This is a genomic window from Anaerotignum lactatifermentans, assembly GCF_014982935.1.
In the GTDB taxonomy this organism is placed as follows: domain Bacteria; phylum Bacillota; class Clostridia; order Lachnospirales; family Anaerotignaceae; genus Anaerotignum; species Anaerotignum lactatifermentans.
The window spans coordinates 1-22,301 of the sequence record NZ_JADCKK010000024.1; the positions used below are offsets into that span (position 1 = coordinate 1).

Genomic DNA, 22,301 nt, shown 5'->3' on the forward strand with positions numbered 1-22,301 from the left:
TTCCGAGGACCACATGCGGTATTAGTCATCGTTTCCAATGATTATTCCCCAGTACAGGGCAGGTTGCCCACACGTTACTCACCCGTCCGCCACTAAGATAGATAAAAATCCTGCCGAAGCTCTCATTCTAAATATCTTCGTTCGACTTGCATGTGTTAAGCACGCCGCCAGCGTTCATCCTGAGCCAGGATCAAACTCTTATATTAAAGTTTAATGCCTAGCCAGTCAATCTGGCTATCCTCCGGTTTTTTCGAAACCGGCAAACTCTTGTCATTATTTTTGTCAGATGTCGTCTTTTTCACTTTGCGAAAAACCGTTCGTTTCTCACCATTCCGCTTCCTCTGACACTTTGCAGTGTTAGGTCGGTCGCTCCATAAACGGTTCGAAACTCACTGACCGAATTGACTATGGGTTGTAAGTTTATTTCTGCTGTTTAGTTTTCAAGGATCAGTCTTGTTTATCGCTCACACCGTTTGCGGTGTCAGCTTTTTCATTTTATCAGGCTTGTTTCATTCTGTCAAGTACTTTTTTAAATACTTTTCAGAGATTTTTGAAAGCAAGCTTTCTGATATTCTATTTTGTTGCATCGTTTTCTTAGCGACGCCTGATTATCTTACCAGACTTTCTTTTCGCCGTCAAGTACTTTTTTAAGTGCTTTTTATTTCTTTCGATGCTGTTGTTTTGCGTCCCATCTGCCGGAGCAGTGGTGCTTGCATATATTACCAAGATTCCTCCGCTTCGTCAAGTACTTTATCTCGTACAATCCGACACTTTTTTTATTTGTTAGGAAAAGAGTGCTCCTTTATTTAGAAGCACTCTCTCTTCCTCACGCTTTGGAGTTCTTTGTTTTCTGCTGTTTTTCAGCCTGTTTGCCGTTGGATTTGCAGTGATCCATGCTGTATTCCTGGGCAAATTCAGTTCTGTTCATGCTTTTTTCCTGTTTCTTTTCATTGTTTTTCTTCATGTTTTCCATGTTTTGAAACCTCCCCGGTCTATAGTTGCAAGTCCGTTTTCCCTTGCACTCCTAGTATGACCCGTTTGGTTTTGTTTATACACGTTTTTCTTGACACTCCAGCAAATATCTTTTTTTATACTTTCTTGCCGCGTATTTCTGTATCTTCCGATAGATCACCGGATTCATCAATCCGCCTGCAGCGCCTACCACTGGCAGACCTTGGATAAACTTCGCAGTCAGCATAGTCATAGAAAGGCTCGCCGCTGTTTTTTCAATTTCATCGGAAAATACATATGACATAGAAGCCTTTCCATTCTTCCGAATCCATTCTTCTACTTCCTCATCAGCTTCCTTACGATTTTCAGGAGAAGCCAGCGCTCCACGGATGAGCCGCAGCAAAAATACACGTTCCGCTTCTGTTTCGTAGCTGTATCCATAACTTGTCGCCGTTTCATACAATCCTTTCATCAATACGCCAATAAAAAGAGGGATATCCGGCAGACCAACGCCCAAAAGCCCCAAACCAACACCTTCTGCTGTGGTAATACACGCATTGACCAATCCGCTTTTCTTGGCAAGTCGATCTACCTTTCTCACAGATTGCCCTGTCGGACTTTTCTGCACCCGAAAATCATTTACGGAAAATTCTAAACTCAAGTCCTCTTTGCGGAATGTTTTCTCCACCACCGCTGTTCCCTTTTCAAACACCAGATAGAAAGCTTTTGTGAAAGCTTTATTCAATGTATCCACCAGTTTCGGCGGAATCTTTTCTTTTATTTTACCTTTTACGCTTTCCAGCTTCTCATTTTCCTTTTTCGGTTCTTCCCGCAGAAAACGGTCTTCCTTTCGTTTGATCTTCCCCAGTTCCCGCTCAATGCCGTTTTTGATTTTCATATCTCATCGCCTTCCGTTTCTTCTATTTGAAAAAGAGGAAAGCACTTCCTTTTATCCAGAACGCTTCCCTCTCTAATGTTATCCTTTTCTATTATTTCTGATCTTTGGGTGGTTCTTTATGAAGAACTCCTGTCAGATCTGTATCAGCAAAATTGGTTTTCATTTTGGTATCCGCCTGTACGTTCTGGAATTTGTAATAATCCATTACGCCAAGGTTCCCACTGCGCAGAGCATCTGCCATAGCCATAGGCACCTGTGCTTCCGCTTCCACAACTTTTGCTTTCATGCGTTCTACTTCCGCTTTCATTTCCTGTTCCATTGCGATTGCTGTTGCACGACGTTCTTCTGCTTTCGCCTGCGCAATCTGTTTGTCGGCTTCTGCCTGCTGGATCTGCAGATGTGCGCCAATGTTTCTGCCGATATCCACATCCGCAATATCAATAGAAAGGATTTCAAATGCAGTACCGCTGTCCAGACCTTTTGCCAAAACTGTTCTGGAAATCAAGTCAGGATTTTCCAGCACACTCTTATGGCTCTGAGAAGAACCAACGGTTGTAACGATACCTTCACCGACTCTTGCAATGATGGTTTCTTCACCGGCACCGCCCACCAGTCTGCCTAGGTTTGCTCTTACGGTAACTTTTGCAATAACCTTCACTTCGATACCGTCAATAGCCACAGCAGAAATCCAAGGTGTTTCGATAATCTTCGGTGTTACGCTCATACGCACCGCTTCAAATACGTTTCTCCCTGCCAGGTCAATGGCAGCTGCCCGTTCAAAAGACAAGTCCAGATTGGCTCTGTGTGCCGCAATGAGAGCATCAACGACATTATCTACACGACCACCGGAAAGCAAATGTGATTCCAGCTGGTTCGCATTGACATTCATGCCTGCTTTCTGGGCTTTAATCAGAGGGCGGATGATTTTATCTGCCCGTACCCGACGGAGCCGCATCCCAACCAAAGAAAAGATGCTCACCTTTACGCCGGCGGAAATTGCCGAAATCCAAAGCCCCAAAGGCACAAAACTCAAGAAGATCACAACAACAACTAAAATCAATATAATTGGCACAATCAACGCCAGAATATCAAATCCCATACTGATTCATCCCCTTTTTCCTTATTTACTTAACACTCTGCCACTGTCACGGTTTTTCCCTGTATGTGTGTTACACGCACGCGCTTTCCGCGGTCAATGAAATCCCCATTGGAACATACGTCCACCATCTTCCCCTGGAAATCAGCTACGCCAAAAGGTCGCAGTGTTGTCTGTGTCACACCTTCTGCTCCCAGCAAGCCCTGCAATGTACTTTCGTCAAAATCCTGGGCTTCCTGTTTGTCCCGCAGGACAACCTTGTTATAAAAACCGCTTTTTTTCGCCAGAACGATCATCAATGCAAAAGCAATGACCAGCAAAACAACCGTAATCAAAAACGCTGTAATGCCATAAACCTTTGCCACCAGAAACGCCGTTCCCAAAAGACACACACTGCCCAAAATACCAAAAACACCGAATCCAGGAATCAGCATTTCGGCAAATACCAGTGCCAATCCAACGATGCAAAGCAGGATAATCCAAGGCAGCATACGCTCCACCTTCCTTTCCAACAGCATATCCATTCCCATGAAAAATCTGCATCCACTTTTCTCCATAAGAAAGCATATCCGTTATCTGTTTGTTCGATTTTCACCGAAATATCAAAAAGATTTTGATGTAGTTATTGTATCACACCGAAAGACAAATGTATATCTGTTTTGCAAAGATTAAAAAATGCGTAAGAATCCAAAAAGGCAGTTTTCCGGCTTTGGGGCATCTTCATGAGAAAACAAAGAAAGCCGAAATCCTTATGATAACAAAAGATTCCAGCTTCCTTATGTTATTGAGATTTTATTTGATATGTTTTCTACCGAAGAAAGCCCTGGCAATTCCCCTTAAGAAATCAATATTTTCTTAAGAGGACGTTGCTTTCGGAAACTGCCTTTTGTCATGTTCATACAATCCCTTCTGTTCAGACTGCTTCTTTTGTCACAGGAACCAGAATCCGTTCGCCCGCACGGATGTGTTCCGAACGCATCTGGTTTAATTTCTGAATTTTCCCAACCATATGTTCGGTTTTTTCTCCGTCTGCTTTATACTCTGCCGCAATGTCCCACAGGGTATCGCCGGAATGAATCAGAACGGATTCATAGTAGACTTCCTCCGTTTTCTGTGTCTGCGCCCCCATTGCGATGGTTCCAATGCCTGTAATCAGTACAACTGTCAGCAGAATCAAAAAATTCTTTCTTGCTTTTCTAGATCTTCTTACCATGAGTCTTCTTTTTCTTCCGTCCATGTTCACCCCTCCTAAATGCCGAACATATTTTCTATTTGTTCTTATCATATACGAACATATATTCTTTGTCAACTACTTTTTATACTTTAACGAACACAGGTTTGATTTTGTTCCCTTCCTATGTTACAATATGGTTACATCTATTTTTCTGCCCATTGGGCAATCTACAAGGAAGTGAATACATGAACGATTTATCCGCAAAACAACAGCAGATTTTAGAATATATGAAAGCAGAAGTACGGGAAAAAGGCTATCCGCCTTCCGTCCGCGAGATTTGTGAAGCCGTTGGGCTCAAGTCCACCTCCACTGTTCACGGTCATCTGGCACGTCTGGAGAAAAAAGGCTATATTCGTCGGGACCCTACCAAACCCCGCGCCATTGAAATTCTGGACGAAGCGCCCCATAATCCCGATCTTCCCACAAGAGAACTGGTACAGGTGCCCATTGTCGGCAACATCACCGCCGGCACACCCATCCTTGCCGTGGAAAACATTGAAGATACCTTCCCTGTTCCCGTGGATTATGTCCATAACGATACGGTGTTTATGCTGAAGGTTCGTGGGGATAGTATGATAGAGGCTGGTATTTTCGATAAGGACTTGATCCTTGTTCGCCAGCAGAGCAACGCCTCTAATGGTGACATTGTTGTAGCCCTCATCGAAGACTATGCCACCGTCAAAACATTTTACAGAGAAAAAGACTTTGTTCGCCTGCAGCCCCAGAACGCATCTATGAATCCCATCATCGTGCGTGATGTGACAATCCTGGGCAAAGTCATCGGTCTATTCAGAAAATTCTAAGGAGTGAAATTATGTTCGGTTATGTCAAAATCGGCGCTGCTGTTCCTCAGCTGAAACTTGCCGATTGTATTTCCAATAAAGAAGAAATCCTCAAACTGATTCGCGAAGCAAATGAAAAAGGCATCCGTGTCCTGACTTTCCCGGAACTGGCACTGACAGGCTACACCTGTGGTGACCTGTTCTTCCAGCTTCCTCTCATTCAGGCAGCAGAGAAGGCATTGAAAGAAATCGCTGCGGAAACAGCAGAACTGGATATGGTCATTGCCATCGGTGTTCCCGTTATGGCAGACAACCAGACTTTCAACTGTGTAGCACTGCTTCATCAGGGCAGAATCCTTGGTCTGGTTCCCAAAACCTTTATCCCTAACTACAGCGAATTTTATGAAGAACGCTGGTTTGCATCTGCCGGTGATCTGATCAGTGAGGAAATCTCCTACGCAGGTCAGATGGTTCCCATTGGCGCAGACCTGCTCTTTGCAGCCGACGGCATTCCTTTCCTGAAAATCGGCGTGGAAATCTGTGAGGACCTGTGGGTACCCATTCCTCCAAGCTCTTACCAGAGCCTTTACGGCGCTACACTGCTGCTGAACGCTTCTGCCAGCAATGAACTGGCAGGCAAACCCCAGTATCGTCATCAGCTGGTTGCTCAGCAGTCTTCCCGTTGTCTGGCAGCTTACGTATACGCTGCCGCAGGCATCGGCGAATCCACACAGGACGCTGTTTTCAGCGGTCACAGCCTCATCTGCGAAAACGGTACTCTCCTTTGTGAAACAGAATCCTTCTCCAGAGAAAGCCAGCTGGTTGCGGCAGACATCGACCTGGAAGTCCTTGCCAACGAACGCCGCCACCATACCACATTCATGGGTCAGCTTTCTCAGCCCGAAGCACAGCGATTCTATCGTGAAATTCATTTCCCTATGACAGAATCTCCTCTGGGCAAATTGGATCGTCATATTTCTCCGGCACCTTTCACACCGGACGATGCCCATCTGGACGCACGCTGCCAGAACATCTTCCAGATTCAGGTAACTGGTCTGGCACGCCGTATGGAACATGCCCATGCGAACACATTGGTCATTGGTATTTCCGGCGGTCTGGACTCCACATTGGCACTGCTGGTTGCAGCCAAAGCCTGTGATTACCTTGGTATGTCCAGAGATCACGTTCTGGGCGTTACCATGCCCGGCTTCGGCACCACCGACCGCACATACAATAACGCACTGGAACTGATGCGTTCTCTTGGCATCCAGATGAAAGAAATCTCCATCAAAAACGCTGCTCTGCAGCATTTCGCGGACATCGAACATGACCCCGAAATCCATGATGTCACATACGAAAACACACAGGCTCGTGAACGTACCCAGATTCTGATGGATCTGGCAAACAAAACAAACGGTCTGGTAGTTGGTACCGGCGACCTGTCCGAACTGGCATTGGGCTGGGCAACTTATAACGGCGACCACATGTCCATGTATGGCGTGAACGCCGGTGTACCCAAAACACTGGTACGGGTACTGGTAAACTGGGTTGCTCATTCCAAAGCAGTGGACGAAACCGCTTCCCGCATCCTGCTGGATGTACTGGATACCCCCATCAGCCCGGAACTTCTGCCTCCCGATAAAGACGGCAAAATCAATCAGAAAACAGAAGACCTCGTTGGGCCTTATGAACTCCACGATTTCTTCCTGTTCCATATTCTCCGTTTCGGCTTCCGCCCTGCAAAAGTGCTGTATCTGGCGGAAATCGCCTTCGACGGCAGCTATGACCGGGAAACACTGCTGAAGTGGCTGAAAAACTTCTATCGCCGTTTCTTCGTGCAGCAGTTCAAACGCTCCTGCCTGCCTGATGGTCCCAAAGTTGGTGCCCTTTGCCTGTCTCCTCGCAGTGACTGGCGGATGCCTTCCGACGCTTTCAACCGTGTATGGATGGAAGAAGTGGAAAAACTGTAATCCTGATAAAATTGGAGTCCCTAAAAGGACTCCTTTTTCTTTTACAAATCTTTAATTTTCATTTGATCCATATCGCTGTTTTTCTTCTTTTTTCTCCTAATTCCAACATAAATCAACAGGTAAACGACAGTTCCAATGTTTGATACCAAAAAGGAGAGTATCATTGCCCGCACATTTGTTGCCTGCAGCAAAAAAACAAGACTTCCTAAAAACGAAATTGCCGGTAAAATCAATCCCAGCCACTTATTCTCTTTCCGACAGAGAAAAATCTGTAATAAAATGAACAGTGCAAAAGGCACCAGCCATACCATCAATAATATCCACAATACACTATTAGTCATTGCCATTCCTACTTCTCTCCTTTCTCTTTCCGATATGCTGTAATGAGCAGCTTCGCCGTATCAAAATCCAATTTGTCATCCATAGCCAGCTCTTTGATGAGCCGCACATAAGGCTCCTGTTCTTTCTGTTCCGTCAACTGTATTTTCTGGATGAGTTTATCCAGCCGTAATCTCACCGTAGGATAGGTAACGCCGTAAATTCCTGCGATTTCTTTCAAAGAACCAGAAGCCAGTACAAAATTTTTGATAAATGCCAAATCTTCTTCTTCCAACTGCATGATCCAATCCGGTATTCGTTCCACATCCTCACCGCCTTTCATATTATTAAAATAACATTTAATATTATTAAAGTCAATATATATTTTTATTTTCATTTTATTAATTCTATTTTTTATTTTTTATCATATACTAGTGATAAAAACGACAGGAGTGTCAATCATGCAAAATCCCAATGTGAAATATCTAAAAACCCCACAGGGGGACATTGCTGTTTTTTCCCTAGAGCATAACCGTTTGTGGTGCCGCAGACAGACTTCCGATGGCAGATACACCCCCTTTTGTATCGCAGAAGGCGTTTCTGCCTTTTCCCTTTGCCAGTATGAATCTTATACATACCTGCTCTATCCCACCACCGACGGAAGGCTCATATTGTCTGCCTCCTCTGACTTGATGCAGTGGGAACCACGCCCTTTGTGGCAGGCAGGTGACAAGCGATGGCAAAATACCTATTGTTTCATGGCGCCCCAAAAAGATGCTTTCCATCTTTTCTATGGCGTTTCCCAGCCTCAAAGCGGCAATCACATTTTGGAATACGCCCTGTTCCAGAAAGGACAGTGGCAGCCGCCATATCAAATCGACCATTTTCTGCCTCTGCCGGGAGCACCTTTTCTGGGACGCAGGTTAGGGGAAAATCATGTGATTTTGTACTATCGTTCCCACCGCAGCACCATTAGTGCTCGGGAAATCCTACTTTCTCCTTTCACCCTAGGCAGTCTTTCCCCTCTCATCCAGACAGGGGGTACCTGCACAGATTTTTCCATTCTGGAAGACAACCAGCAGATGCATATTCTCTATCTCAGCCGGAACCTATTCCGCAATCAGGTGGTTTATCGCTGCAAACAGGGTTCTGCCGTGGGACGTCCCTTCGTCCTTTGGGAAAGCGGCTCTGCCTGCGACCATTGTCTGGTTTATCGCCAGCAAGATAAGATCATACTGTTCTGGTGCGCAAACGGTCTGCCTATGCGATGTATCTGTGAAAACGGCACTTCCATTGGTCCTGTGGAACGCTGCACATTCCCCTTCCCTCTGCAAAGTCTGAAAGGTGAATTCATAGGCGCATCTGATCCTTTTGCATCTGAAGCCATTGGCGACAGGCAGAACAATTTCCATCCTGCCATTTTTTCAGAAAATACGCAGCCCCTTTCACCGCCTCAGTTATACGCCGCTTCTGCCCCATCCCAAGTACGGGAGGAAAAGAATGACGAACTGGAAGAACTGCGGACCCTCCTTTCCCAGCGCAGCGAAGAAATTTCCGCCGTCAACGCAAAATGGAAAGCGCAGGTGGATGCTTTGCAGGAAAGACTGGCAGCTTATGAAAAAAGCGAGCCCATAGAAAACGATACGCCTTAATACAAATATCCTTTTATAGAAATAAAGAAAGCTGAAATCCTTACTAGATGAAGGGTTCCAGCTTTCTTATTTTTACGAAGATTTTATCTCATATATTTTTTAAGGGGAATCTGTATTTTGAAAAATTCTATCTTTCCATTCTTATTCGCCGAAGAACAGTTCCATGTCTTCTTCCACAGTACCAATACCTGCGATACCGAAGTTTTCCACCAGCACTTTTGCCACATTGGGAGAAAGGAATGCGGGAAGTGTGGGACCCAGATGGATATTCTTCACACCCAGATACAGCAGTGCCAGCAATACGATAACTGCTTTCTGTTCATACCAAGCAATGTTATATACGATGGGCAAATCATTGATATCTTCCAGACCGAACACTTCTTTCAGCTTCAGTGCAATCACAGCCAGAGAGTAGCTGTCATTGCACTGACCAGCATCCAGCACACGAGGGATACCGTTGATGTCGCCCAAATCCAGTTTATTGTATTTGTATTTCGCACAGCCTGCTGTGAGAATCACAGTATCTTTGGGCAGTGCCTTTGCGAAATCTGTATAGTAATTCCGTTTGGGACTGCGGCCATCACAGCCAGCCATTACCACAAATTTCTTGATAGCGCCGCTCTTTACGGCTTCTACAATCTTGTCTGCCAGAGCCAATACCTGATGGTGTGCAAAACCGCCAACGATTTCACCTGTTTCCAGTTCTGTAGGCGCGGGGCACTGTTTCGCATGGGCGATCAATGCGGAGAAATCTTTTTCTTCTCCAACGCCGCCGGGAATATGTTTGCATCCGGGGAAACCAACTGCGCCAGTGGTATACACACGGTCTTTGTAGCTTTCCAGGGGAGGTACCAGACAGTTTGTGGTCAACAGCACAGGACCATTGAATGCTTCGAATTCTTCTTTCTGTTTCCACCATGCATTGCCGTAGTTGCCTGCAAAGCGGCTATATTTCTGGAATGCGGGATAGTAGTGTGCAGGCAGCATTTCAGAGTGTGTATACACGTCTACTCCTGTGCCTTCTGTCTGTTTCAGCAGCATTTCCAAATCTCTCAGGTCGTGACCGGAAACCAGAATACCAGGATTTTTCCGTACACCCAGCGCAACTTTTGTCATCTGTGGATTGCCGTAAGCAGTTGTATTTGCTTCATCCAGCATTGCCATGGCGTCTACGCCATATTTGCCTGTTTCCATAGTCAATGCCACCAGTGCTTCCACATCCAGACTGTCATCCAATGTTTTTGCCAGTGTTTCCTGCAGGAATGCATCAATGGCTTCGCTTTCCTTGCCCAGTGCGTTTGCATGTTTGCTGTAAGCAGCCATGCCTTTCAGACCATACACAATCATTTCCCGTAGACTGCGGATATCTTCATTTTCTGTGGAAAGAACGCCTACCTGTGCGGCTTTTTCCGCAAAAGTTTCTTCTGTTCCGTTCCATTTTGCAGCTTCTGTCAAACCTGCATCACTGCCCAATTCTGCCAGCAATGCTTCTTTACAAGCCAATGTGTCCACAATGCGTGCTGTAATTTTTTCATCATCAAAGTTAGCGTTTGTAATGGTGATGAACAAATTTTCTGTCACCAGATGGTTCACATCTGTTCCAACTTTTTTACCTGCTTTCCGCAGCTTTGTTGCCACATCGGAAAGCCCCTTTGTCACATAAATCAATAAATCCTGCAAGCCTGCTGTCTGCGCGCTTTTCCCGCATACCCCCACTCTTGTGCAGCCTTTGCAGCCTGCTGTTTCCTGACACTGAAAACAAAACATATTCATCATTCTTCTCTCCTTTTCATCTATCTTTTATCCTTCCAAAGGAAAAATAACTGTTAATAACATTTTGAATGCTTCCTGACCATAAACGGCATGGGGTTTTCCTGCTGGCATTACCAGTGTTTCCCCTGCTTCCAAAATATATTCTTTGCCGTCTACCGTAAATTTTCCGGTGCCTTCCAGCACTGTCACCATGGCATCCCCATGAGATGCATGGGTACTGATTTCTTCATCCTTATCAAATGCAAAAATAGTCAAACTAACTGCTTTATTCTGTGCCAGCGTTTTGCTGACCACCTGTCCCGGCTGAATGCTGACCTGTTCCGCCAGACGCAATCTATTTTCATGTGGAATGTTTTTGATATATCCCATGGCTTCCGCCTCCTTTTGAAATCCTATTGTTTTCTACGGCTCTATTTTATGACAAAGCCATGTTCATTTCCGTTGTTTTTCCAACAAAATAAGAAGTATTTCTTTTTTGAATCCTTTCACAAAAAACAAAAAAGCCGAAACCCTTATCATAGGATTTCAGCTTTCTATTCTTTCTATTCCATATACTCAAAATACCATTTCCCTTTGGAAATTCAAAAACAAGTATATTTTCAACAAAATTTTAAGTTAGGAAAGCAGTGAGCGCACGCTGCCTCTGTCTTCCAGTTTGCTTGGTACCAGTGCCTTTTTGGGATATTGATCTCCAGCCCACATTTGCTCCAGCCAAAACAATGCCGCTTCTGCCATTTCCTGACGCATGATCTGTACTGCTGTTAGGGGAATACCGTAACAATCCTGTTGTCTGGTCATGCTGCAAGCCACAACACTCATATCCTCTGGTATGGAAATGCCCATTTCCCGCAGTGTATACACAACCGCACCGGCAGATACCCCTGCTCCCAACAGCAAAGCTGTCGGTTGAATACGTTCGCACATATCTTTCAAAGAAGATTTCACTTCTTCCTGACTGCCGCCGTATTCCACAATGCTGCCAACTTCTCCTTTGCATGACATGGCATGGAGGAAGGCAAACATCTGCATTTCAAATAAAGCAGCTTCTTTTTTATTTTTGCTGCCAATAAACGCAATTTTCCGGTGTCCGTTAACCAACAAATGATTCAGCGCCAACTCAATGGCTAAAGTATGATGTGGCACAACACTGTAATATTTGCTGTCGTCGGGACCATCCCCTAAAAAGACAATGTTTTCCGTATATGTCCGCAGCTGCTCAATCATATATTCTGGAAAAACGCCAATGGCAATGATACCCTGCAGTTCTCTGCCAATTTCTTTTGCAGACAATCCCTCTGCCAAAAACAATGGTACTGTTTCCAGATTTCTGGCAAAACAAGCCTGCTCCACAGCATTTTTCAAAACCATACAATACCACTCTTCAGGTGTTTCCTGTACAGCCATCTGGGCAATGCCTACGCAATATTTCCTACTTTCATTCGATACATTTTTTTGTATATTTTTTCTTTGCGGCTTCACATAACCGAGCTCCTGTGCCGCCTGCCGGATTCTCTCCCTTGTTTGCTCCGTCACCGACAATGTAGCATCTTCCTGCAAAACACGGGAAACAGTAGAAGGCGAGACACCGGCTAATGCCGCAATATCTTTTAAAGTCGCCATATATTCACCCTTATTCTCAAACCATCGTATACAAATATTCTACAGAATTATACTATAAATTCATCATAAAGAAAAGTATGGAAAGGAAAAGTTTTCTTAGAATTTCGTAATTTTTCCTCAAAAAAATAGACTGCATGCATCCATACAGTCTATCTTTTCCATGTTCTTCTTTTCTTATTCAAAAGGATACCGAATGCCCCATGCTTCCCGCAGGCTGTCCATCTGTTCCATCATCCGCAGAATTTCGCTGTGCGGCATCTGTTCACATTCGATTTTGCCTTCCCGAATGGCTTTCATAGATGCACGTACTTCATCTTCAAAACCGGTAATCTGTTCCGGCATATCAATGGCTTCCACCAGTTTTCTGTCATTGTCATAAATGCAGACGCGGTCAACATTGTTGATATTTTCCGCAACCAAATACCCTTTGGAACCGTAGACAATGCCAAACTGTTCTGTAGGTCCCAGCATACCGCTGTGGGCAATGGCCATTTTTCCGTTTTTGTATGTAAGGATAACAGCATTCTGTGCGTCTACGCCTGTTTCTGTTTTCACGCAGGAAGAAGTGATGCTTGCCACTTCATCCCCCAGAATCATAGCAATAAAGGACAAAGGATAAATCCCTACGTCCAACAGCGCACCACCAGCCAGTTCCGGGTCTGTCAAACGGCGTACATGCTGGATATTATATCCCAGATTTGCCGTTACAAAATTGACTTCCCCGATTTTGCCTGCTGCAATGGCATCATCAATGATTTTTCTGGAAGGCATGTATCTTGTCCAAATGGCTTCTCCAACAAATACGTCTTTTTCCTTGGACAGTTCCAGAATTTCTTTTGCCTGGGCAGCATTTGCTGTAAAGGCTTTTTCACACAATACAGGTTTTCCGTGTTCCAGACACATTTTCATATACATATAGTGATGAGAATGCGGCACCGCAATATAAATCAGTTCCACATCCGGATCTTTTGCCAATTCTTCATAAGAACCATACGCCTTAGGAATGCCGAATTTTTCCGCAAATGCCTTTGCCCGTTCCAAATCTCTGGATGCAACGGCATAACACTGGGCATCCTCCATATGATTGATGGTGTATGCCATTTTTTCCGCAATATTCCCCGGGCCCAAAATACCGATCTTCATTTGAAAACCTCCTCTTTGTCTTTGTTTAAATACATGCCTTTAGTATATCACATTGTCATTTTTCCCTCAATGCCTTTGCCCGCTTCCATGTTTTACCGTATGCTTTTTTCCATACCTCTGCCGTATCTTCCCCGTACATTTCCAAAAAAAGCTTATACCGATAAGGAATAGATTCCTTTTTCGGCGGAAAAACAATAGGCTCCCCTTTGATCACTACACCGTCCAACTCATGACGGCAGACCATATCATCCAAAAACGCCAATCTCCAGCACCCGTCAATAAATTCTCTTGTGGGCATATATACTGGCAATTTCTTTTTCATTCTGATAGACATCCGCAGCAATGTCCAGTATCCCAACATCCAAGGTGTTTTTTTCATCTCTTATCCCCCAATCTTTTTTTAACATTGTACCACAGGATTTTGTTTTTTCACAAGAAAAAAGCCCTGCTCCATGGGGCATCTTCATAAGAAAACAAAGAAAGCTGAAATCCTTATCATACAAAGGATTTCAGCTTTCTTATTTTTACTGAGATTATATTGGGTATGTTTTCTTCTGAAGACAGCCGTCGCAATTCCCCTTAAGAAATCAAGGAAAAGAAAAATCAATGTTTTCTTAAGGGGAAGTTGCTTTGGGCAAAGCCTTTTTCTTGTATGGGTATATTGATTGCGTATGAGCCTTTTTATGCCAGTGCTGCTTCCAAAGCCTGCTGGTCTACATAGTTATAACCATTGATATGATATACGGGAATATCCAGCGCTGTGCCATCCAGCACAATTTTCCAGGCAGATGCTTCCCCCACTTCTGTCAAAGTTTTCTGGGTATCTTCTTTGCCTGTTGCTATATATGTGCCACCCGTTGTCAATACAACCTGCTGTTTTTCGCTGTCAAAATCCACACCGTATGTCTTGCCGCCTTCCTGTGCCTGCAATACACCGTTGCGGATGCTGATATAGGAAGTTTCTGCTGCAGGTTCTTCTGTTTTCTGGAATGTCCAAATCTGTGCAGGTTCTGTGTTTTCCCCAATGGAAACCTTCACGTCTGCTGCTGTGCCGTCTTTTGTAAATGTGCCTGTTGCTGCGTCGTATACATAGTCGGTAATGTCAGCGTCTTCGTTTGCAGCATCTTCTGTTACGGTAACAATGCCAAAGTCATTGTCATTGATGACTGCAATGGTATTTTCATCTACCATGCATAAACCTTCCGCTTTTTCTGCTGTCCAACCATAATCACGCAAATCCAGCAGCAGTTCTTTTTCCGCGAACACAACATCATCCTGCAATTCTTCTGCAGAAGCATATTCCAATGCCTTACCGTCTACAGTCATGTCAGAAATGTCTGTAGCTTTGGACAAATCCACCTGATAAATTTTATTAGACATGGTCTTGTCTGCCAGTTTGCCCTGTTCAATGACCAGCAGTGTGTCATCATCCACTGCATAAATATCACCAATCTTGCAGTTGGAAGGTGCGCTGTACTGGCTCAAATCTACAGGATACGCATACATTTTTGTATCACCTGTTTCAGGGTCAAGAGCCACAATTCTGGTAAAGCAAGCAGTGTCGTCTGTTTCGCCGTTTACATCCAGTACACTCTGCACAGAAGCCATCACTGTACCATTGGGTGTGATGGTCAAACCTTCAAAACCTCTGTTAGGAATACGGTACTGCAAAATTTCCGGCAAACCTTCACCGGGCGCATATTTTTCCAGAATCTTACCATTGGCATCTGTCTTTACAATAAAAGGACCATATTCGTCACACAGCCAGAAATTACCGTCTGCATCTACGGCAATGCCTTCTGTGTCCAGACCTTCATTATCATAGCCGATATCATTGAGCTGCATATCCAGTGCTCTTTCTCCCGTTGCCCCAACCTGACCGGGTTCCAGAGGCAGACCGGAAATTTCGTTTCCTTCTGCATCTTTCAGTGTAATGGCTTCATCCACAACAGCGCCATTATCCTTAATAGTCACAATCCCAATGCTGGGGGTAAATTCCGGGCAAGGGAAAATCTTTGCTTCTGTCTGTATTCCGTCTTTTTCATACTTGGGTGCATCCGCATTGGGACCTCTGTCTGTCACTGCATAAAACTGCATTTCACCTGCTTCATTATAGCCTTTGAATGTCACTGCGGAACCGAAACCAGTCACCAGACCGCCTTCAAAATACCCCTCTTTGGAATCGGCAAAGGGCACTTTTAATTCGTCCGCAATGGATACATCATAAGCTGTTGCTTCATATTCCGCAGCAAAGGCAGGGATGCTCTGCAAAACCATCGCTGTCAGCAAAGCCGCTGTAAATACTCTTTTTTTCATTGTTACATAACCTCCTCTTTCTGTTTCCCAACAATGCCATTAAAACATGTTTCTGTCAAAAAACCATAAAGGTCATGTAAAATCTCTGTAAACCATTTTTTCTCATAAAAAAGAAAAGCCCTCAGCTTTCACTGTTCAGGCTTTTCTCTCTGTTTTATGCTTCTGGTTTTTCATTTAATACCCAAAGGGCATAATCTACATATACATTGCAGGAAATAAGCAATCCTTCCTCATCCACGTCAAACAAACCATGGTGATGAGCAACGGCTGTATGCGGGTCCTTAGCACTTCTGGTGCCCACAAAAGCATACATCCCTCTTGTCACTGCCAGATAATCGGCAAAGTCATCGGCACCCAATGCTTTCTGGAAATCAGAAATGATATCTTCTCTCGGCAAAAATTCTGCTGTCACAGCAGTTACTTCTTCTACTGCCTTTGCATCATTTACCAGAGGTGCCGCAAAATCCAAAAATTCCACTTCCGCTTCCGCACCATACAATGCAGCTGTTTCTTTCGCAATTCTTACCACGCGGTCATTGGTGAATTTCCGTACTTCCGGCAGAAAACTGCGGGTAGTGCCTTCCAGCACGGCATGTTCTGCTACGATGTTGTACTGGGTACCTGCCTCTAATTTACCAACGCCAACCACAACGGTTTCCAGAGGGTCTGTATTTCTGGAAACGATGGTCTGAAGCTGTACCACAATCTGAGATGCGATATACAGCGCGTCTACCCCCAACTGTGGTGTAGAAACGTGAGCGCCTTTGCCATGAATCTGAATTTTAAAGTAGTCACAGCTTGCATTCTGAGGACCAGCTGTCAGAGAAATCTTTCCGCTGTCCAGATGACTTGTCACATGGGCACCAAATACACGGGTCACACCATCCAGCAGACCTGCCTGCACAAACTGTCTGGCACCCTGGCCGATTTCTTCTGCCTGCTGGAAGAACAAACGCACCTGACCAGAAAATTCATTTTCTTTTGCTTTCAGAATTTTTGCCGCAGTCAGCAGTGTTGCTGTATGGGCATCATGTCCGCAGGCATGGCAAACACCTGCGTTTTGGGAATGGTAAGGCACTTCTTTTAAGTCATCCATTGCCAGTGCGTCAATATCTGCTCGCAGGGCAACGGTTACGCCGTCTCCTGCTTTCTTCCCGTCAATCCAGCCGTACACACCTGTTTCTCCAATGCGTTTGTGAGGAATCCCCATGCTGTCCAATTCCGCTTCGATTTTCTTGCATGTTTCATATTCCTTGAGGCTTACCTCCGGGTGTGCGTGAAAATGCCGCCGCAAATCTGTCAAATATGCTTGTTCAGCCAATACATAAGGTTTTACTGCCATAAATTTCATCCTTTCTGCCCTTCAAAGAAAACAGGTCGGGCATTCCGACCTGCTCTTGTGTTCTTTGAGATTATTCTGCGCCTTCCCATGCACATACAAATGCGCCCTGGTATTCGTCTTCAATGGTTTTCTGTACTTCGGGTGTCTGGTAAGCTTCTACGATTTTTTTGTATACTTCGTTGTCTTTATCTTCTGTACGAGCAGCAATGACATTTACCAGATCAGATACTGCTGCGTTTGTTTCGGGGTTTACATCTTCTACAAAGATGGTGTCTGTCACAGGATTCAGACCTGCTGTGTAAGCATTGCCGCCGTTGATAACAGCTGCTGCGCAGTCAGGCAGCAGGTTTGCCAGTGTTGCGGATTCTGCTTCCATGATTTCAATCTGTTTGTTGTATTTTGTAATGTCTGCTTTTGTAGGAACAACGCCTTTTGCAGGGTCACATTCAATCAGACCAGCTGCTTCCAGCAGTTTCAGTGCACGACCGCCGTTTGTCAGGTCGCTGGGGATCGCGATGACATCGCCGTCTTTGATGTCTTCAATGGAAGAAATCTTGTCTTTGTTGTTGTAGATACCCAGAGGTGCGATGATGGTATCGCCGATGTCTACGATGTCATAACCTTTCTGTTCAATATCATTTGCCAGGAATGCTTTGTGCTGGAATGCGTTCAGGTCAATTTCACCATCGTTCAGTGCACGGTTAGGTGCTGCATAGTCTGTGAATTTTACCAGTTCCACCTGAATGCTGTCATCTGCCAGCAGTTCATTGATGGTATCCCACTGAGCGTTGTATTCCCCAACCACACCAACTTTTACAACAGTGGTTTCGCCGCTGTCTGCTGTTGCTTCCTGTGTGTCTGCACTGCCGCCGCAAGCGGTCAGAGATACTGTTGCTGCTGTTGCCAAAGCTGCTGCAATCCATTTTTTCGCATTTTTCTTCATAGTTTTCTACTCCCTTTCTTATGTTACAATTTATGTTCTATATCCTTAAAATAGTTTCCCATTTCAAAGCAATGTCAATGTGTGGTTCTCCGAATGATGAGATTGCCCACACCCTGAATCACACTGATGATGATCAGAATGATAATAACAGTTACCCAAATCATATCACGGTAACCCATCTGGTAACCGTAACGGATGGCAAAGTCCCCCAGACCGCCGGCACCAATGGCACCAGCCATAGCTGTGATACCGATGAGGCTGACAAAAGTAATCATGGTCACACGGGTAATACCAGGGATGCTTTCTTTCAGATATACACTGAAAATGATTTCCAGTGGAGAAAATCCCATGGAAGCGCTGGCTTCCACCAGACCGTAGTCCACATCCGCCAGTACGGATTCAATCTGTCTGGCAAAGAATGGAACAGTACCTGCAATCAGTGCTACATAAGAACCGGTAACACCGGAACCTGTGCCTACAATGGCACGGCTTACAGGAATCAGCAGCACCATCAGAATGATAAAGGGGATGGAACGGATCACGTCGATGATCTTATCCAGAATTTTATACAATACCGGGTTTGCCATGATGCCGTCGCTTTTGGTAACGATAAGCAGCACCCCTAAAAACAGACCCAATACAAAGGCGATGACACCGGAGATGATGAGCATCTGGAAGGTCTGCCCGATACATTTTACAAGTTCCGAACCCAGGGCTTCCAGATTCGGTGCGATTTGATATAAGATATTCATGCCTTAATGACCTCCAGTTCTACTTTTCTTTCTTCGATATATGCCAATGCTTTTTCCATGTTTTCCGGCTTTCCGCTGAGGGTCACAACCAGTTTCCCGATGGTCTTGCCTTTCAGGATGTCGATGTTGCCGTAAATGATGTTGGCTTTCACATCAAAGGCTTCTGCCAGATAAGAAATCACCGGCTCCCCTGCGTTGTTAGCGGAATAGGTCAACATTACCATTTTTTCGCCTTCCTGCAGTTTTGTCAGGTCGTTGCCTTCATCGATGAGTTCATAAATCTTATCCACATTGCCGGCGGTGCTGATAAAGTCTTTGGTAACTTTTTCTTTGGGATGAACAAATACATCCTCTGTGGCGCCTTCTTCCACCACACGTCCCAGTTCCATGATGGCTACCCGGTCACAAATGTCTTTGACCACTGCCATTTCATGGGTGATGATTACAATGGTGATACCCAGTTTTTCATTGACCTGTTTCAGCAGGTGCAAAATGGATTTTGTGGTCTGAGGGTCCAGCGCGCTGGTAGCTTCGTCACACAGCAGCACTTTAGGGTCATTGGCCAATGCTCTGGCAATGGCAACTCTCTGTTTCTGACCACCGGAAAGCTGAGAAGGATAAGCGTCTTTTTTATCAGACAGCCCAACCAGTTCCAGCAGAGATAAAATTTTCTTGTGTTTTTCCTCTTTGGACAAATTGCTTTTCTTCAGTGGAAAGGCGATGTTGTCATATACGGTTCTGGAACGAAGCAGATTGAAATGCTGGAAGATCATACCAATCTTTCTGCGTACTTCCCGCAGCCGTTTTTCATCCAGCTTTGTCAGTTCCGTGCCGTCTACGGTCACAGTACCTTCTGTGGGACGTTCCAACAGGTTGATGCATCGTACCAGTGTGGATTTTCCGGCACCAGAAAACCCGATGATACCAAAAATCTTACCCTGTTCAATATTCAAACTTACCTCCCTTACGGCGTGGACTTCTCCGCTGCCGGTGCGGAAGGTTTTGCTTACCTTCTCCAACTTTATCATGTATATTTTCTCCTTTCGGCAATAAAAAAAGCTTCCGTCCTATTGCATATTCATGCACATTAGGACGAAAGCATTATTTCGTGGTACCACCTAAATTCATCCGCTCCTCACGAAGCAGACCTCAACAAGTACGCCCGACAAAAACGGGTTATACTCTGGCACTGTAACGGGTGCGCCCGTTATGATCTAACCCCACTGGCTCGACCATACGACTCCAAGACCATCTTCATCAACATATCCCTGTTTCCTTCCCACCAATCGGAAACTCTCTGAAAGGTATTCTGCCAACTACTCTTCTCTTCCACGTCTTTGCTCTTTTGAAAAGTTGTTCCTATTGTAATTCCGTTTTTTTCTTTTGTCAATGGTTTTTTATCATTTTTTTGCATGTTTTTTTATTCATCCCGAGCGAAATTTCATTCAGACCTGGATTTCCGCCGTTTCCATGATTTTGTATTCCGCATTTCCCAGCAAATCTCTTTTGCCATAATCAAAAAGTACCGCTTTCTGTTTCTCATCACCGAAAACTTCCAGATGTGTCTGGCGGATGGCTTCTTTGTTGCTCTTATAATGAGGCAGGCATTTCTGCCACAAAGCAGGATTGCCGTAGAAAGCAAACACCTTGTCATGCCACTGTTCTTCGTTGGTCACAGTCAGCCAAGCAGGCAGTTTTTTGGGCTTTTCATGGAGGGCAATGTCAAACTTCATTTCCCACTGCAATTTCCGTTTATCTACCTTGGGATTCTGTTCCACGAACCGCCATAACACATCGAAGAGCCCCATTTTGGACAGCCCCAGATAATGATAATTCTCCGATACCCAGAACTGGGACAACGCCTCAAAAAAGGCAAAGGGGCTTTCATATAATGGCACTAGATATGCAAGGGTATGCAGGAAACGTCCGCTGTTATAATAGGTCTCCACCATTTCTTCCACATACTTCAGCCGCAGCGTATCAGCGTAAGGCAGTTCATGGGTGGTCAGCACTTCATAAGGTGCCGTGTCGTGATAAACAATTTCAAACTCTTTCTGTTTCTGATGAAGCATAGAGCCTTTTAGCACCTTCAAAAATCCCAATTGCAGCTGTTCCGGATGGAGAGCGTAAACATCGTTGAAAGAACATCCAAAAGAATCATAATCCTCATAAGGCAGACCCGCAATCAAGTCCAAATGCTGATGGATATTTCCGCCATCTTTGATCTGCTGCACGATTTCCGACAAAGCCGCAAAATCCACATTACGATTGATGGCACGGATGGTCTGTGGATTGGTGGACTGGACACCGATTTCAAACTGGAACAGCCCTTTCCGCACAGTTTTCAGGAAATCAATGGTTTCCTGGTCAATCAAATCCGCTGTAATTTCAAAGTGGAAATTGGTCACGCCATTGTCATGTTCATGAAGATATTTCCAGATTGCCATGGCATGACTTTTTTTACAGTTGAATGTACGGTCGATGAATTTCACCTGGGGCACATTTTTGTCCAAAAATTTCTGCAAATCCGGCAGCACCTTATCCAACGGCACAAACCGCACACCATTTTCCACAGAAGACAAGCAGTATCCGCAATGATAAGGGCACCCTCTGGAAGATTCATAATATATGATCTGATTCTGCACATCACTGAAATCATCTTCATAAGGAAATGGCAGAAGTGCCAAATCCATAGGATGCATCTGGGGTGTGGAGAAAATTTCATCTCCCTGCCGATAAGTCAGACTTTCGATTTCCCCCAAAGTGGCAGGATTTCCTGCATCCAGATGTTCCAGATATTTTGTGAAAACAAGCTCCCCTTCCCCACGCATGACAAAATCCACCGCCGGATTTTCCCGCAGGAAAGTTTCGCTTTCGTAGCTTACTTCCGGGCCGCCAAAACCAATGACACAGTCCGGCATAATCTTTTTCAGAATGGGACAAAGCTGCCGCAGCATCTCCACATTCCAGATATAACAGGAAAACAGCACCACATCGGGCTGTTTGCGGAACAGTTCCTCCGCAATGAAATCCAGCCGTTGATTGATGGTAAATTCCATGGTCTCCACATGATGTTTCTGGTTATTATTCTGAAAACGGGACAAATAACGCAATGCCAGATTAGAATGAATATATTTTGCGTTCAGCGCCGCTAAAATGACTTTTTTCAAAGATATTCCTCTTTTCTTTCCGATTTTTCTTCCATTCTAAGACAAAACCCATCAAATGGCAAATAAAAAGCTAGTTTCTTCTTATATAATAAGCAAAGGCTGCCCATCTACCAAAGTCTCTTCCTTCTCAAGCATCAACCTTATTCATTTGTCATACAAAATACCCCCATATCATGCATCTATAACCTTTTCTTATGATAAATTTTTTTATTTTTATACAAAAAATGGAAAATATTTCTATTTCTGTTTTCCATTCCCTCCACTTTTTACCCAAACCCTCATGGATTGTATCAAATGCCATTTAGTGGTTTTCTCTACACATTCTGGTTTTGTATCACCCT

Annotated in this window: 21 protein-coding genes, 1 rRNA gene and 1 other annotated feature; of the genes, 3 read left to right on the plus strand and 19 right to left on the minus strand. The window is 44.6% G+C overall.

The window, feature by feature from the left end; genetic code table 11:
• From INF29_RS07685 to yneA, 6 genes are all read right to left on the minus strand, one after another.
• Positions 1–206 (minus strand): 16S ribosomal RNA (locus tag INF29_RS07685); the annotation flags it as partial.
• Between the two features lie 620 nt (positions 207–826).
• Positions 827–973, minus strand: a complete 147-nt coding sequence (locus tag INF29_RS07690; RefSeq protein WP_159432909.1) for a hypothetical protein — start codon at positions 971–973, stop codon at positions 827–829.
• 75 nt (positions 974–1,048) lie between these two features.
• Entirely contained in the window at positions 1,049–1,849 is an 801-nt protein-coding gene (locus INF29_RS07695) for an EcsC family protein (protein ID WP_072853463.1), read from the minus strand.
• Positions 1,850–1,940: 91 nt separating this feature from the next.
• Positions 1,941–2,948, minus strand: coding sequence for a flotillin-like protein FloA (gene floA / locus INF29_RS07700; protein WP_072853461.1), 1,008 nt, complete (start codon positions 2,946–2,948; stop codon positions 1,941–1,943).
• Between the two features lie 29 nt (positions 2,949–2,977).
• Entirely contained in the window at positions 2,978–3,436 is a 459-nt protein-coding gene (locus INF29_RS07705) for an NfeD family protein (protein ID WP_191345063.1), read from the minus strand.
• A 422-nt stretch (positions 3,437–3,858) separates the two neighbouring features.
• The gene (gene yneA, locus INF29_RS07710; RefSeq protein WP_193485782.1) at positions 3,859–4,182 is read right to left on the minus strand and encodes a cell division suppressor protein YneA; all 324 of its coding nucleotides are present in this window, start codon (positions 4,180–4,182) and stop codon (positions 3,859–3,861) included.
• Positions 4,183–4,364: 182 nt separating this feature from the next.
• Here yneA and lexA point away from each other — a divergent pair, with 182 nt between their 5' ends.
• Complete coding sequence (gene lexA, locus INF29_RS07715) at positions 4,365–4,982, plus strand: transcriptional repressor LexA (protein ID WP_072853455.1); 618 nt, start codon at positions 4,365–4,367, stop codon at positions 4,980–4,982.
• Between the two features lie 11 nt (positions 4,983–4,993).
• Entirely contained in the window at positions 4,994–6,931 is a 1,938-nt protein-coding gene (locus INF29_RS07720) for an NAD(+) synthase (protein WP_207728139.1), read from the plus strand.
• A 41-nt stretch (positions 6,932–6,972) separates the two neighbouring features.
• On the opposite strand, the gene INF29_RS07725 is transcribed toward INF29_RS07720, so the two are convergent.
• Complete coding sequence (locus INF29_RS07725) at positions 6,973–7,278, minus strand: hypothetical protein (RefSeq protein WP_193485784.1); 306 nt, start codon at positions 7,276–7,278, stop codon at positions 6,973–6,975.
• Positions 7,279–7,280: 2 nt separating this feature from the next.
• Entirely contained in the window at positions 7,281–7,574 is a 294-nt protein-coding gene (locus INF29_RS07730) for a DUF2089 family protein (RefSeq protein ID WP_330391258.1), read from the minus strand.
• Between the two features lie 136 nt (positions 7,575–7,710).
• On the opposite strand from INF29_RS07730, the gene INF29_RS07735 reads away from it, so the two are divergent.
• A complete protein-coding gene (locus INF29_RS07735) occupies positions 7,711–8,901 on the plus strand; it encodes a hypothetical protein (RefSeq protein WP_193485786.1) in 1,191 nt (396 codons plus the stop codon).
• Positions 8,902–9,042: 141 nt separating this feature from the next.
• On the opposite strand, the gene hcp is transcribed toward INF29_RS07735, so the two are convergent.
• The 11 genes from hcp to INF29_RS07790 all read right to left on the minus strand — a co-directional run bounded on the left by hcp (position 9,043) and on the right by INF29_RS07790 (position 21,960).
• On the minus strand, positions 9,043–10,668 hold the full coding sequence (gene hcp, locus INF29_RS07740; RefSeq protein WP_408626514.1) for a hydroxylamine reductase: 1,626 nt from the start codon (positions 10,666–10,668) through the stop codon (positions 9,043–9,045).
• A gap of 33 nt (positions 10,669–10,701) precedes the next feature.
• Complete coding sequence (locus tag INF29_RS07745) at positions 10,702–11,043, minus strand: cupin domain-containing protein (RefSeq protein WP_072853447.1); 342 nt, start codon at positions 11,041–11,043, stop codon at positions 10,702–10,704.
• A gap of 246 nt (positions 11,044–11,289) precedes the next feature.
• The gene (locus INF29_RS07750) at positions 11,290–12,294 is read right to left on the minus strand and encodes a LacI family DNA-binding transcriptional regulator (RefSeq protein ID WP_193485789.1); all 1,005 of its coding nucleotides are present in this window, start codon (positions 12,292–12,294) and stop codon (positions 11,290–11,292) included.
• Between the two features lie 174 nt (positions 12,295–12,468).
• Positions 12,469–13,437, minus strand: coding sequence for a Gfo/Idh/MocA family protein (locus INF29_RS07755; RefSeq protein WP_193485791.1), 969 nt, complete (start codon positions 13,435–13,437; stop codon positions 12,469–12,471).
• A gap of 55 nt (positions 13,438–13,492) precedes the next feature.
• Complete coding sequence (locus INF29_RS07760; RefSeq protein WP_191344970.1) at positions 13,493–13,816, minus strand: hypothetical protein; 324 nt, start codon at positions 13,814–13,816, stop codon at positions 13,493–13,495.
• Between the two features lie 302 nt (positions 13,817–14,118).
• Positions 14,119–15,753, minus strand: a complete 1,635-nt coding sequence (locus INF29_RS07765; RefSeq protein WP_193485794.1) for an esterase-like activity of phytase family protein — start codon at positions 15,751–15,753, stop codon at positions 14,119–14,121.
• Positions 15,754–15,907: 154 nt separating this feature from the next.
• Positions 15,908–17,095 carry an amidohydrolase gene (locus INF29_RS07770; RefSeq protein ID WP_193485796.1) on the minus strand — a complete coding sequence of 396 codons (1,188 nt, stop codon included), beginning with the start codon at positions 17,093–17,095 and terminating at the stop codon, positions 15,908–15,910.
• Positions 17,096–17,165: 70 nt separating this feature from the next.
• On the minus strand, positions 17,166–18,038 hold the full coding sequence (locus tag INF29_RS07775; protein ID WP_193485798.1) for a MetQ/NlpA family ABC transporter substrate-binding protein: 873 nt from the start codon (positions 18,036–18,038) through the stop codon (positions 17,166–17,168).
• 74 nt (positions 18,039–18,112) lie between these two features.
• Positions 18,113–18,790, minus strand: coding sequence for a methionine ABC transporter permease (locus tag INF29_RS07780; RefSeq protein ID WP_072852029.1), 678 nt, complete (start codon positions 18,788–18,790; stop codon positions 18,113–18,115).
• A complete protein-coding gene (locus INF29_RS07785; RefSeq protein ID WP_193485800.1) occupies positions 18,787–19,818 on the minus strand; it encodes a methionine ABC transporter ATP-binding protein in 1,032 nt (343 codons plus the stop codon). Before INF29_RS07785 ends, INF29_RS07780 begins: the two co-directional genes overlap by 4 nt.
• A gap of 57 nt (positions 19,819–19,875) precedes the next feature.
• Positions 19,876–20,131 (minus strand) — a binding site (T-box leader).
• A 104-nt stretch (positions 20,132–20,235) separates the two neighbouring features.
• The gene (locus tag INF29_RS07790; RefSeq protein ID WP_193485802.1) at positions 20,236–21,960 is read right to left on the minus strand and encodes a B12-binding domain-containing radical SAM protein; all 1,725 of its coding nucleotides are present in this window, start codon (positions 21,958–21,960) and stop codon (positions 20,236–20,238) included.
• Positions 21,961–22,301: the final 341 nt, after the last annotated feature.